Raw genomic sequence first — 13074 nt, 5'->3', positions numbered from 1 at the left:
TGTATTGGCAAGCACTAACCTAATAATTTTTAAGGTTTTATGAAAATTTTATTACCTCTGCTTTTCTCTAATTTGAATCACGCGGTGGTTGTGGTGGGCGACGGTTCTTCATAAAAAGATCGATCTCAGTTTCCGTCAAAAGTCTGTCGCTGTTTGCATCAATTTCATTAAAATCGTCTTGCATCGGTCCGCGTGTTTCATCTAAGGAAATGTAGCCATCACCGTTTTGATCAAAGTCTGAAAAGCTTGGTGGTTGCCCCCCCATTCCTCCAGTTGGCGGTTCTGGGCGGTCTTGTGCAAACGTCGAAAACGAAAGGATGAGGGAAGCTAATAAAAAGATTCGGTTCATAATATTCATACTTAAGGTTGTGATAACACTCAGTATGCCACCACCTACGGTTCGTCGTTATCGACTTTGCGTAGACTTTTCATTCTCGCGTATTTATTTACATTTTCGACATTAGCCGCTCAACGATTTTTAGCTCACCGGTACTAACAGTTCGTGCCCTATGACTTCGTCTATTTTGTCATAGGGTACTTTGTATTCGTTTTCTCTAAACACGACAACAACGTAATCAAAGCACATTTTGATGATGGTGCAGTTTACGATGACATCGCCATCAATCACGCGGATGATATTTCGATTTCGTAATGTCAGTGACATTTTTTACCCTCTAAAATTCGCCTACTTCTTTCAGCTTTTTCTGTAAGATTCGGATTTGGTCGCGGTAGCCAGCAGCAAGCTCAAATTGTAGGTTTTCTGAGGCTTCCATCATGTCTTTTTGCAATTTGATGATGGCTTTGCGCACTTCTGCTACATCGTCCATGTTCTCGACTTTGTAATCTTTAGATGCTTCAGACACTTTACGCGTTTGTTTGCCTCGACCTTTGCCTGCGCCCGGATTATAAGCGCCTTCCATTATGTCTTCTACCGATTTGGAAATGCCTTTCGGTACAATGCCATGTTCTTCATTATGGGCTTGTTGCTTTTCACGGCGACGGTCAGTTTCATCAATGGCACGACGCATAGAACCAGTAATTCTATCGGCATAAAGTATCGCTTTACCGTTCACATTTCGCGCGGCACGACCGATGGTTTGAATCAATGAACGATCTGAGCGTAAGAAACCTTCTTTGTCTGCATCAAGAATGCTCACCAAGCTAACTTCTGGAATATCGAGACCTTCTCGCAGCAAGTTGATCCCCACCAGCACATCAAACTCCCCAAGACGAAGATCTCGAATGATCTCGACCCGTTCGACGGTATCGATATCGGAATGAAGATATCTAACTCGAATGCCGTGTTCGTAGAGGTAATCGGTTAAATCTTCGGCCATGCGTTTTGTCAGCGTGGTAACCAGCACGCGTTCGCCTTTCGGCAAACGAAGGTTAATCTCTGAGAGAAGATCATCTACCTGCGTTGCAACGGGGCGAATTTCCACTTCTGGGTCAATCAATCCGGTCGGTCGAACAATCTGTTCTACGACCCAATCTTGATGCTCTGCTTCGTATTTACCCGGTGTTGCGGAAACAAAGATCGTTTGCGGTTTTATTGATTCCCACTCTTCGAAGCGCATCGGGCGATTATCCAACGCAGACGGTAGACGGAAACCGTATTCGACTAGGTTTTCTTTTCGTGACCTATCACCTTTGTACATTGCGCCGATTTGAGGAACCGTAACGTGAGATTCGTCGATCACCAGTAATGCGTTGGCGGGTAAGTAGTCAAATAACGTTGGCGGCGGTGAGCCTTCTGGTCGCCCTGACAAATATCGAGAGTAGTTTTCGATGCCTGAGCAGTAGCCTAGCTCTTGCATCATCTCTAGATCATAGTTTGTTCGCTGCTCTAATCGCTGAAGTTCCACCAATTTATTCAATGATTTCAGTTGTTCTAAACGCTGATCCAGCTCAAGCTTCACTTTTTCGATCGCTTCGACGATGGTTTCGCGAGGGGTTACATAGTGCGTTTTCGGATAAATGGTAATGCGGGGGACTTTGCGAATGGTTTTGTTAGTTAATGGGTCAATAATAGACAAATTATCAACCTCGTCGTCAAATAACTCTATGCGAAATGCCGTGTCTTCAGAATCTGCTGGGAAGACATCAATCACATCCCCACGCACTCTAAAATTACCGCGTTCAAACACCAAATCATTTCGGGAGTATTGTAGCTCAGCCAAACGTCGCAATACGGCGCGCTGGTCAATTCGATCTCCACGATCAAGGTGAAGCATCATTTTCAGGTACGATTGAGGATCGCCCAAACCATAAATAGCGGAGACCGTCGCGACGATAATTACGTCTTCACGCTCAAGCAGAGCTTTTGTTGCAGACAATCGCATCTGTTCAATATGTTCGTTTACAGAAGCGTCTTTTTCTATGAAGGTATCCGACGCCGCGACGTAGGCTTCTGGCTGGTAGTAATCATAGTAAGAAACAAAATATTCAACGGCATTGTTTGGGAAAAATTCTTTAAACTCACCATACAATTGCGCTGCCAATGTCTTGTTATGCGCCATAACAATGGTCGGGCGGTTTGCTTTCGCAATAACATTCGCCACAGTAAAGGTTTTACCTGATCCCGTTACACCCAACAATGTCTGATGTGCCAAACCTGCATCAATTCCCTGAGTCAATTTCTCAATGGCTGTTGGCTGGTCACCAGCGGGCTGATACGCAGATACTACTTCAAATTGTTGAGTCACGTTGCCTTCCTACCTTCCAGTTTTCTTTGCGTTTGTAGAACGCTCTCATCTTAACAAAATTCGCTTTCTCGTCCGAGCTGAATCCTATGTTTGACGAAAAATACAAACAGAATACGTTTCAAAACCGAGTTTACGCGTGACGTTGTGTCGCCATATAACCAAATAGTAGCCAACTCACAAATTTTAATAAGATATATGAATTAGATCAGTATTTACTAATATAGACTTTTCACTTATTCTTTTTAGAAATAACTTTATAACCATATTGAAGGTAACATGTCTCATATCAGCCAACCCTCAGTGAAAGCGTTCTTTGATGAAGCCACTTATACCGTCTCTTACGTGGTAACAGACCCAAACTCGTCAGCGTGTGCCATTGTAGATTCCGTATTAGATTACGATTGTGCCTCTGGACGAACCTCTTTCGCCTCCGCAGATTTAGTCATTGATTACATCCAGACAAACCAATTAACCCTTAATTGGATACTCGAAACTCACGTACACGCCGACCACTTATCCGCTGCGCCCTATATCAAAGAGAAATTAGGTGGTCAGATCGTAATAGGCTCACACATCACCACCATTCAAGAAACGTTTGGCAGCCTGTTTAATGCAGAACCAGATTTCGCCAGAGACGGTTCACAATTCGACATTCTAGTATCCGACGCTGAACAGCTTCCATTGGGATCGCTTTCCATTGAGGTTCTGCACACACCGGGCCATACACCCGCTTGCGTCACGTATCACATTGGGGGTTCTGCCTTTGTCGGCGATACATTGTTTATGCCGGATTACGGCACAGCCCGGTGTGATTTTCCGGGAGGAGATGCAAGCACTCTTTATCACTCAATTCAGCGCATTTTTTCGCTTCCTGACACGACAAAGCTCTTCATGTGTCACGATTACAAAGCGCCCGGTCGTGACGACTATCAATGGGAAACCAGTGTTGCTGAGCAAAAAAACGCCAATACGCACATTCACAGCGGTATAAGCGAACATGAATTTTGTGAAATGCGTACTGCAAAAGATAAAACACTCAATATGCCAAAACTGATTCTTCCCTCTGTGCAAGTGAATATGCGTGCGGGGCAGTTGCCTCCAGCTGAGAGCAATGGTGTTCGTTATCTAAAAATTCCTTTAAACGCTGTTTAAAACCGAAGTGGCTAACAAAAGCGACAAACAAAAGAGCCTAATAAAAGTAGTCAGCATATGAATATAAGTCGGTATATCCCAGCCATAGATTGGCTTAAAACCTATAAAAAATCCGACTTTCACGCGGATTTGATTGCCAGCGTGATTGTTACTGTGATGCTGATCCCACAGAGCCTTGCCTATGCAATGCTTGCTGGACTGTCTCCAGAAGTCGGTTTGTACGCCAGTATTTTACCGCTTGTTGCTTATGCGCTATTTGGTTCTAGCCGTACGCTCGCTGTCGGTCCCGTTGCGGTAGTCTCTATGATGACGGGAGCTGCGGCGATGGAGTTTGCTGCACCGGGAACGGCAGAATACACGGGGATAGTCATTCTTCTGGCGGGAACTTCCGGGCTGTTTTTACTCGGTATGGGAATCCTAAAGCTTGGCTTTTTAGCAAACCTTCTCAGCCACCCTGTGATCTCAGGGTTTATAAGTGCATCGGCTATCATTATCGCTGCCGGGCAACTCAAACACCTTCTTGGTATTAACGCAGGAGGACACAACTTATTAGAGCTGTTGAACGCCTTGTATGAGAACTTGCCCAACAGTAACCCTGCAACGCTAATATTAGGCATTTTTTCCATCGGGGCATTAGTCACCTTTCGTAGATACATGCCTAGATACTTACAAAAATTAGGCCTGTCCCAAGCTTCTAGCCAACTCCTTAGCAAGGCCTCTCCGGTTCTGGTTGTTATTTTAGCGACACTGTCTGTCATGTACCTTGAGCTTTATGAAAATGATGTAAAGGTTGTCGGGATTGTACCTAATGGGCTTCCCGCGCTGTCTCTTCCATCATGGCATATTGAAACGCTTTCAGAATTACTTCCGTCAATTGTTCTTATCAGTATTGTGGGATTCGTAGAATCGGTCTCTGTCGCACAATCTTTTGCTGCTAAACGAAGACAAAGCATCAACCCGAATCAGGAACTCATTGGGTTGGGAGCGGCAAATATCAGCTCGGCAATCAGCGCGGGCTTTCCCGTAACCGGTGGTTTTTCTCGCTCTGTTGTCAGCTTCGATGCGGGGGCAAGAACACCAATGACCGGCATTTTTACCGCTCTATTCATCTTGCTCACACTTAGCTACCTTACTGATGCGTTTTACTACTTACCAAATACCGTACTTGCAGCGACAATCATTGTGTCAGTCGTACAGCTCATCGATATTAAGAATTTTCTATCTGTTTGGGGTTATTCGAAACACGATGCGGCGTCTATGATGGCCACGTTTATTGTGGTGCTTTTGATGAGTGTTGAAGCCGGTATTGTGACTGGCGTAGGGTTATCCATTTTATTATTTTTATGGCATACCAGCCATCCCCACATTGCGGTTGTTGGTAAGGTTCCGGGGACAGAACACTTCAGAAATATCGAACGCTTCGACGTAGAGACTCACCCTTCTATTGTTACAGTGCGGATAGATGAAAACCTATTTTTCGCCAATGCCAGAGTTTTAGAAGATAGAGTTAACTACCTTGTTGCTCATCAAGGTGAGATCAAACACGTCATTTTAATGTGTACTGCTGTCAATTTGATTGATTCGAGCGCTCTGGAAAGCATCGAGATGATTCACTCTCGACTTCAATCAGCGGGAATAAAGATGCATCTTTCTGAGATCAAAGGGCCGGTGATGGATAGGCTCAAGTCGACTTCGTTCATTCAGCATTTATCTGGCAGCATTTTCTTAACTCAACATCAGGCAGTAGAGAACCTTTTAGAGTATGAAGCGAAATGCTAGTGGGTAAACAAAACCACAAAAGAAAAGATAACATTGGGGAAGCAACAAATAGCGTTGTCACCTCCCCGATGTTTAATGGCTAGTCTGTTTCTTTCGCGACGCGAATAACGTTTCGGTTTTTCTCAAGCAATGAAGTACCAATGCCTTTTACGTTTACTAGATCATCAATACTCGCAAACGAACCGTGTGCATTGCGGTAATTTACAATCGCTTGTGCTTTCGACTTTCCTACGCCTTTTAATACAAGTGCAAGTTCATCGGCAGTCGCAACATTAATGTTTAAGGGAGTTGCCGCTAAACTGACGGTAGAAAAGCACAGTAAAGAGAACAAGATAGATACAAAGGCAGCCGTACGTGCCCATAGTTGAATAGCGTTAACAAACATAATTCGATTTCCTTATCTGAAATTGAAACCTTCATGGTTTCACAGTAAAACTTTCTTACATTCCTTTCTCAATTTCGGTTGAGGTCAATGACAGGCATTGTCTGCCTAATCCATTAACTGCATTACGAAACAAAAAAGCCGACTCTTCTGAGTCGGCTAAGTAGATTATCTCGATTGCTTATTTAACTCAACCGCTTATCACGAAAGAGTAAACGATAACGTTCTATGCAACACCAAGATCTTTATTTGTCTGCATCAAAACCGCAATGGGGTCGGCGGCTTGAGTAATAGGACGACCCATCACCAAATAATGACTTCCGGCAGCCATGGCTTCTGCGGGTGTTAAGATACGTTTTTGATCGCCTTGATCTGAACCAACAGGGCGAATACCCGGAGTTACCAAAACAAAATCTTTACCGAGTTCTGATGACAACATTTGAGACTCTTGCGCAGAGCAGACTACCCCGTCCATGCCAGATGATTTTGCTAATGTCGCCAGACGCAACACATGATCTCTTGGAGACAAGTCGATACCAATTTCTTGCAAGTCCGTCTGGTCCATACTCGTCAATACCGTTACAGCAATCAGTAAGGTATTGTGATCTTGGATGTTAGCCAGCGCATTTGCGGAAGCTTCCATCATACGACGACCGCCAGATGCATGAACATTCACCATCCAAACACCCGCTTTGGCCGCAACAGACACCGCGTTTGCAACCGTATTAGGGATATCATGGAATTTAAGATCCAAAAAGATATCAAACCCTAATGCATGCAATTCATCTAAAATTGCAGGACCTGCTTTAGTAAATAATTCTTTCCCGACCTTTACTCGACAAAGGGCTGGATCTAAGCGTTTCGCCATATCGATTGCTTGAGCAGGTGTTGGAAAATCTAAAGCCACCACAATTGGGGATTGGCAGGTCATTCGTATTCCTCTTTCTTTCAATTTCGCCTTGAGATTATTCGCCTTCAAGACCATGTATAGGTTTCACTGATCCCCAACTTTTACAGCTAGGGCATTGCCAGTGTAATTGATGCCCAGAGAAGCCACACTGACGACACTGGAATTTATGTTTCGCTTTTGTTAGCTGATCAATCAGCTCAAAAAGGACATTCAAATGCTGCTCGTTTACTCCCTGACTTTCAGAGAGTTGCATTTGAATAAGCTCTTTAAACCCTTTAATAGTTGGGTGTGTTCGAAGTTGTTCTATTAAAAACTGCTCTGCAAAACGCCTATCGTCTTGTGCGTAATGTTTCGTCAGTGCAAGGATGATCGACGCAGATGCGTGCGCTTTATTTTGATCCACCAGAAATTGATGATAACCGCTACCAGACCAAATTTTTTGATACGCTTCTTTTAACTGGGGCAATATAACCGGAATAAAATCGGCATCTTGCTCTGCCACATTTTTTAGCTCTTTGATTGCGTCACGATATCGCCTTTGTTCACATAATACATCGGCCATCCCGACGCTCGCACGTACGCATTTAGGATCAGCGTTTAATGCATCTCTGAAATGCGAAAACGCCGGTTTCCATTGCTCGTTCTTCATTTGTGCTTGAGCAAGCTCACAATGAAAGTGCGCTAAACGCTTTGCTTCTTTTGCCGATGGATTTGCTTTTTGCAACTGGGCGCTGATGCTAATGGCCTTCTCCCAGCTTTGCTCAAACTCGTACAAGTCAATAAGCAACGTCAGAATCTGCGTTTGAAACTCTGTTTTTCTGGCGGCAATGTTCAGCAATAATCGCTCGGCTCGATCAAGTAAGCCCGCCGACATAAAATCGCTTGCCAACTCTAATTGCACAAGGCGCATTTCTCGATCGCCTATATCTGGGCGAGCAAGCAAGTTTTGGTGAACGTTGATGGCTTTTTCGATTTCACCTTTCTTCCTAAACAGGTTCCCGAGTGTCAGGTGGATATCGAAGGTTTCAGAATTTACTTCAAGCGAATCTACAAAGGCATCGATGGCTTCGGATTGTTGCCCATTTAATAAATGGTTTAAGCCTCGAAAGTAATCAGATGAGATGGTTTTAAGTTCTTTTTTGGACGTTTTCTCAGATCCACGTCGCCCCATTGCCCACCCTAAAAAGAGCGCAACAAAAAGAACAAAAAACAACCCCAACTCGGTCAAGTGTCTTTACTCCTTGCTTTCAGCAAGCTCTTTCGTAAGAGAGGCTTTACGGAGAGAATCCAACTCAGACCTGTTTTTTTCAAGTTTTTTGGATAGGAGTTTAATTTGTCGATCAGAACGTATAAGCGTGACAGAGCTGGCCAATAAAGTGACAGCAGCACCCGCAGCAAACGCTAAGATTAGGTAAAGGGCTATACTGAGTTCAGGGGCATGCCAAATGACCAAGTCCAAAGTAATTAATTGTGGATTGCGAATAGAGAAAAACACACCGACAACTAGAAATATAATAAGCAACGCCGCTAAAAGCACACGTTTAAGCCATTTCAACATAATGTCCCCACCAAAAAATACTGTCGCTACATTATGCCGTTGTCTGGTGTAAATTTCGAGTACGCTTACACATTAATTAAGCTCTTGATGAGCTAAATCATCTAGATTTACAAGTTCTCGCAGTTCTTTCCCAGGCTTGAAGTGTGGAACATATTTTGCGGTAAGTTCCACAGAATCGCCCGTTTTTGGGTTACGGCCTACTCTTGGTGCTCGATAGTGCAATGAGAAACTACCAAAGCCGCGAATCTCGATGCGCTCACCATTTGCTAAAGATTCAGACATATGATCTAGAACCGCTTTGATTGCTAGCTCCACATCTTTCACAGGCAAATGAGATTGCTGATCGATCAATATTTCTATCAGCTCAGATTTCGTCATCTCGTCCTCTCGACTAGAATTTGATCACTTTGCTAAGATTAGCTAAATCTAGAAAGAAAGCAATAACTTATAGCGCAAGAACCCCAATATTTCTTAACTTTTTATGTTATTTTTTATGATTATTCACTTTTTTGACGTCAGAATCGCTAAAGCATCACTTTTACCGACGCAGACGAAAACCTCATACTCTAGTCTTATTTAGACGCAACAGCACTTGTTCGAAGACTTATCAGCTCCTATAATGCTCGGCATTTATAACACCATTGGAAGACTTACAATGAGCTTTAAAGACATTCCTGCTGGCCGCGATGTGCCAAATGACATCAACGTAATCATCGAAATCCCTGCTGAGGCGAACCCAGTTAAATACGAAGTAGACAAAGATATGGATGCTTTGATCGTTGACCGTTTCATGACGGCTCCGATGTTTTACCCTGCAAACTACGGTTATGTTAACAATACGTTAGCAGACGATGGCGACCCAGTTGATGTATTGGTTATCACGCCATACCCAGTTGTAGCGGGTTCTGTTATTCGTTGTCGTCCTGTTGGCGTGTTAAACATGTCAGACGAAGCTGGCGTAGATGCAAAACTTGTTGCAGTACCTCACGAAAAACTTAGCAAGGAATACGGCAACGTCCAAGACGTTGAAGACATTCCTCAGCTTCTACGTGATCAAATCGAACACTTCTTCGAAAACTACAAAACACTTGAAAAAGGTAAGTGGGTTAAAGTTGACGGCTGGGCGAATGCTGACGAAGCGCGCAAAGCACTTGTTGAAGGTGTTGAAGCGTACAACGCTCAATAATTCAGCGATTTAACTTGCAACAATATTAGCTACAAAAAAGCCGATCATTTGATCGGCTTTTTTCGTTCTGTAATGCGTTACAGATTATTCCATATCGTCTAGGAATTTTTCTGCATCAAGAGCAGCCATACAGCCCGTACCCGCAGATGTAATCGCTTGACGATAAATATGGTCCATTACATCGCCAGCAGCGTAAACGCCCGGTATGCTCGTTTGAGTTGCGTTGCCTTCCAAACCAGATTGAACTTTAATGTAGCCGTCTTCCATTTCTAGCTGGCCATCAAAGATATCTGTATTCGGCTTATGGCCAATGGCAACAAAAAGACCTGCGATCTCAAGATCTTTCTTCTCACCTGATTGTTTGTTAAGAATGCGAACACCTGTTACGCCAGCGTCGTCACCTAACACTTCGTCAAGCTCTGAGTTCCATTCGATTTTAACGTTGCCGTTTTCTGCTTTTTCAAGCAGTTTGTCAGACAAAATTTTCTCAGAACGGAATTTATCGCGGCGGTGAATAACAGTCACGGAGTTCGCAATGTTCGACAGGTACAACGCCTCTTCAACGGCTGTATTTCCGCCGCCAATTACCGCAACATCTTTACCACGGTAGAAGAAACCATCACATGTTGCACAAGCAGATACGCCTTGCCCCATGAATTTCGTTTCGCTTTCTAAGCCAAGGTATTGAGCACTTGCGCCCGTTGCAATGATCAAAGCATCACACGTGTACACACCGCTGTCGCCTTCTAGACGGAATGGACGTTGTTGAAGGTCTACTTTACCAACATGGTCAAAAATGATTTCCGTTTCGAAACGCTCTGCATGTTTACGCATACGCTCCATCAACTCAGGACCTTGAACACCTTGATCATCACCCGGCCAGTTATCGACTTCAGTCGTCGTTGTAAGCTGACCGCCCATTTGCATGCCAGTTACCATAACTGGGTTCAAGTTCGCACGAGCAGCGTAAACCGCAGCAGTGTAGCCAGCAGGACCAGATCCCAAAATCAGTAATTTAGCGTGTTTAACTTCGCTCATTTAAGCGCTCCTTAAAAAGCTTTTAATATCATTTGGCGAGATGATAACGGAAAAAACGCCAAATGCTTAGAGAATTTAATTAATTGTTTAAATAGGGACTCTCTATGATTTTTCAAGCGTACAAAGCGCACATTCTGGATCTTGCGTTAATGTCAGTTCACGCCAACTTCCAGAAAATCCATCAAAGATTTTCAAACGGCCATGTACAACCTCGCCCTTAGCGCTTAAGAGCTTCAATGCATCCAGCGCTTGCATTACCCCTATCATCCCGACTACCGGGCCGATTATGCCATTTTCATTGCAACTCAATGCTTGATCCGACAGCTCGGAATACAAGCACTCGTAACAAGGCGTTGAGTTGGTATCGTACCGAAAGCTAATAATTTGCCCTTCCCAACGAATCGCTGCACCGCTCACTAACGGTACCTTGTTGCTGTGACATGCTCGGTGCAGCAGCTTTCTCGTTGTAAAGTTATCTGTGCAATCTAAAACAACATCGACGCTCCTAAGCAAGGCGTCTGCGTTTTCTTCTGTCAACTTACTCTCAATGGCCTGAATGTCGACCTCGGATGTTTTCTCACGCAACAATGCTTGAGCGGCCATTGCTTTGCTCTCGCCAACATTCCGCTCATTAAACAAGACTTGCCTTGGTAGGTTGCTTTCCTCGATCGTATCGTCATCCAGCAGCGTTAGCTTCCCCACTCCCGCCCCAGCTAGATAGGTTGCTGCGATGTTCCCTAGCCCACCAACCCCTATAATTAAAGCATGTTTGCTACTAAGATTAAGTTGACCTTCGATATCAAAATTAGGAAGCAATAATTGGCGGCTGTACCGATTGAGTTGTGATTCGTTCATTTACTCACTCTAATTAAGTGACGCTACGGGTCTATTCCTGCCCGATAGGTCAAAATTCTGATATTATCCGCAGTTTAATTTACAAGCATGATTTAGACGGACACACTACATGAAATTTCCTGGCCGACGAAAGCTCAAACATTATTTCCCTGTATCCCAAGAAAAAGCCGTTTTACCTTCTACAGAGGTCAGGCCTGATAAGGATACCTATATTGTCGGACTAGATGAAACCATTGTTGATCTTGTAGCAAACATCGACGAAGCATTTTTAGATAAGTTTGGCATCAAAAAAGGATTATCTAACCTGATTGACGCCAGCACTGCACAACAGATCTACGCGGAACTGATCAAAAACAACAGTATCTCTGACCACTTTGCTGGCGGCACCATTGCTAACACTATCCATAATTATTCCGTGCTTGCGGACGACAAATCAGTACTTCTAGGTGTTATGTCCTCGAATATCACATTAGGATCACCGGAATACCATTATGTCTGCACGACCAGCAGCAAAGTAAATATGAGCCACTTGCAAGGCGTTGCAGGAGATATTGGCCGAGGCGTCACGCTTGTAACACCTGATGGTGAACGAACATTTGCGATATCACCCGGTGATATGGATGAACTTAATGTAGACCATATCCCTGAGGATATCATTGCCGGCGCTGCATCATTAGTCACTTGTGCTTACCCATTGCGACATGAAGGTAAACCCATTAAGCCTGCCATGTTAAAAGCTCTGCAAGATGCTAAAAAGCACAATGTGCCCGTCGTACTCACGTTAGGAACACAACACCTCGTTGAAGACAATCGCGACGAACTGCTTACGCTAATACGTGAATACGTAACTGTTTTGGCAATGAATGAGCTAGAAGCCGAAGCTTTGACAGGACATAAGGAGCCGTTGTTAGCCGCAGAGTCCATTCTGGACGACGTTAACATGGTTCTTCTTACAAATGGGCCAGAAGGCCTATATCTCTGCGGACACGTCGAGAACGACCTCAAAAGAGAAACCAACAACCCCATTAAATCCGGTGAAATCGTCGATTTCAATCGTTGGGAATTTAGCCGACCTATGAAACGTGAGCTGTGCAAAAATTCCATCAAGGTCTATTCTCACATAGACCCATATATGGGCGGGCCGGAGAAGATAAAAAACACCAATGGCGCTGGTGATGGCGCTTTGTCTGCATTGCTGCACGACATTTCAGCCAACCACTATCACAAACAAGCTGTGCCAAGCTCCAGTAAGCATGCGGCACCTTTCCTTGCCTATTCGTCTTTCGCTCAAATATGCAAATACTCCAATCGCGTCAGCTATGAGATTTTAGCGCAAAGCGCACCGCGACTAAGCAAAGGATTACCAGAAAGAGAAGACAGCTTGGAAGAAGCTTATTGGGAAAGGTAAACTTTCGTTTCTTACTCGTTTATTCGAACGGCAGTATTTCAATAACAAGCGCTGATCAAGATCGCGCTTGTTATTGAAGAATAATCTAATAGAAACGCTCT

General features: G+C 44.1%; 14 protein-coding genes. 4 read left to right on the top strand and 10 right to left on the bottom strand.

Annotated features, from left to right (window positions below; genetic code table 11):
* Positions 1-67 precede the first annotated feature (67 nt).
* From DFP79_RS02540 to uvrB, 3 genes are all read right to left on the bottom strand, one after another.
* The gene (locus tag DFP79_RS02540) at positions 68-349 is read right to left on the bottom strand and encodes an EF-hand domain-containing protein (protein ID WP_243730176.1); all 282 of its coding nucleotides are present in this window, start codon (positions 347-349) and stop codon (positions 68-70) included.
* Between the two features lie 129 nt (positions 350-478).
* Positions 479-664 (bottom strand): hypothetical protein, encoded by a 186-nt coding sequence (locus DFP79_RS02535; RefSeq protein WP_013661890.1) that lies wholly within the window; start codon positions 662-664, stop codon positions 479-481.
* Between the two features lie 10 nt (positions 665-674).
* Positions 675-2705, bottom strand: coding sequence for an excinuclease ABC subunit UvrB (uvrB, locus tag DFP79_RS02530; RefSeq protein ID WP_133502385.1), 2031 nt, complete (start codon positions 2703-2705; stop codon positions 675-677).
* Positions 2706-2990: 285 nt separating this feature from the next.
* On the opposite strand from uvrB, the gene DFP79_RS02525 reads away from it, so the two are divergent.
* On the top strand, positions 2991-3857 hold the full coding sequence (locus tag DFP79_RS02525) for an MBL fold metallo-hydrolase (protein WP_208111392.1): 867 nt from the start codon (positions 2991-2993) through the stop codon (positions 3855-3857).
* Positions 3858-3914: 57 nt separating this feature from the next.
* The gene (locus DFP79_RS02520) at positions 3915-5636 is read left to right on the top strand and encodes a SulP family inorganic anion transporter (protein WP_133502383.1); all 1722 of its coding nucleotides are present in this window, start codon (positions 3915-3917) and stop codon (positions 5634-5636) included.
* Positions 5637-5715: 79 nt separating this feature from the next.
* Here the strand turns inward: DFP79_RS02520 and DFP79_RS02515 are convergent, their stop codons facing one another.
* The 5 genes from DFP79_RS02515 to ihfB form a co-directional block, all read right to left on the bottom strand.
* Positions 5716-6021, bottom strand: coding sequence for a ComEA family DNA-binding protein (locus DFP79_RS02515; protein ID WP_133502382.1), 306 nt, complete (start codon positions 6019-6021; stop codon positions 5716-5718).
* 223 nt (positions 6022-6244) lie between these two features.
* On the bottom strand, positions 6245-6949 hold the full coding sequence (pyrF, locus tag DFP79_RS02510; RefSeq protein WP_133502381.1) for an orotidine-5'-phosphate decarboxylase: 705 nt from the start codon (positions 6947-6949) through the stop codon (positions 6245-6247).
* A 34-nt stretch (positions 6950-6983) separates the two neighbouring features.
* Positions 6984-8156 carry a lipopolysaccharide assembly protein LapB gene (lapB, locus tag DFP79_RS02505; RefSeq protein WP_133502380.1) on the bottom strand — a complete coding sequence of 391 codons (1173 nt, stop codon included), beginning with the start codon at positions 8154-8156 and terminating at the stop codon, positions 6984-6986.
* 6 nt (positions 8157-8162) lie between these two features.
* Positions 8163-8486 (bottom strand): lipopolysaccharide assembly protein LapA domain-containing protein, encoded by a 324-nt coding sequence (locus tag DFP79_RS02500; RefSeq protein ID WP_133502379.1) that lies wholly within the window; start codon positions 8484-8486, stop codon positions 8163-8165.
* Between the two features lie 72 nt (positions 8487-8558).
* Positions 8559-8864 (bottom strand): integration host factor subunit beta, encoded by a 306-nt coding sequence (gene ihfB / locus DFP79_RS02495; RefSeq protein ID WP_133502378.1) that lies wholly within the window; start codon positions 8862-8864, stop codon positions 8559-8561.
* A 277-nt stretch (positions 8865-9141) separates the two neighbouring features.
* On the opposite strand from ihfB, the gene ppa reads away from it, so the two are divergent.
* Positions 9142-9672, top strand: a complete 531-nt coding sequence (ppa, locus tag DFP79_RS02490; RefSeq protein ID WP_133502377.1) for an inorganic diphosphatase — start codon at positions 9142-9144, stop codon at positions 9670-9672.
* A gap of 84 nt (positions 9673-9756) precedes the next feature.
* On the opposite strand, the gene trxB is transcribed toward ppa, so the two are convergent.
* Both trxB and DFP79_RS02480 read right to left on the bottom strand, forming a co-directional pair.
* Positions 9757-10710, bottom strand: coding sequence for a thioredoxin-disulfide reductase (trxB, locus tag DFP79_RS02485; RefSeq protein WP_133502376.1), 954 nt, complete (start codon positions 10708-10710; stop codon positions 9757-9759).
* A gap of 102 nt (positions 10711-10812) precedes the next feature.
* Positions 10813-11565, bottom strand: coding sequence for a HesA/MoeB/ThiF family protein (locus tag DFP79_RS02480; RefSeq protein ID WP_133502375.1), 753 nt, complete (start codon positions 11563-11565; stop codon positions 10813-10815).
* 109 nt (positions 11566-11674) lie between these two features.
* Here DFP79_RS02480 and DFP79_RS02475 point away from each other — a divergent pair, with 109 nt between their 5' ends.
* Entirely contained in the window at positions 11675-12973 is a 1299-nt protein-coding gene (locus DFP79_RS02475) for an inosine/guanosine kinase (protein ID WP_133502374.1), read from the top strand.
* Positions 12974-13074: the final 101 nt, after the last annotated feature.

Source organism: Marinomonas balearica, assembly GCF_004362145.1.
In the GTDB taxonomy this organism is placed as follows: domain Bacteria; phylum Pseudomonadota; class Gammaproteobacteria; order Pseudomonadales; family Marinomonadaceae; genus Marinomonas; species Marinomonas balearica.
This window is presented reverse-complemented; position numbering and strand designations above follow the sequence as displayed.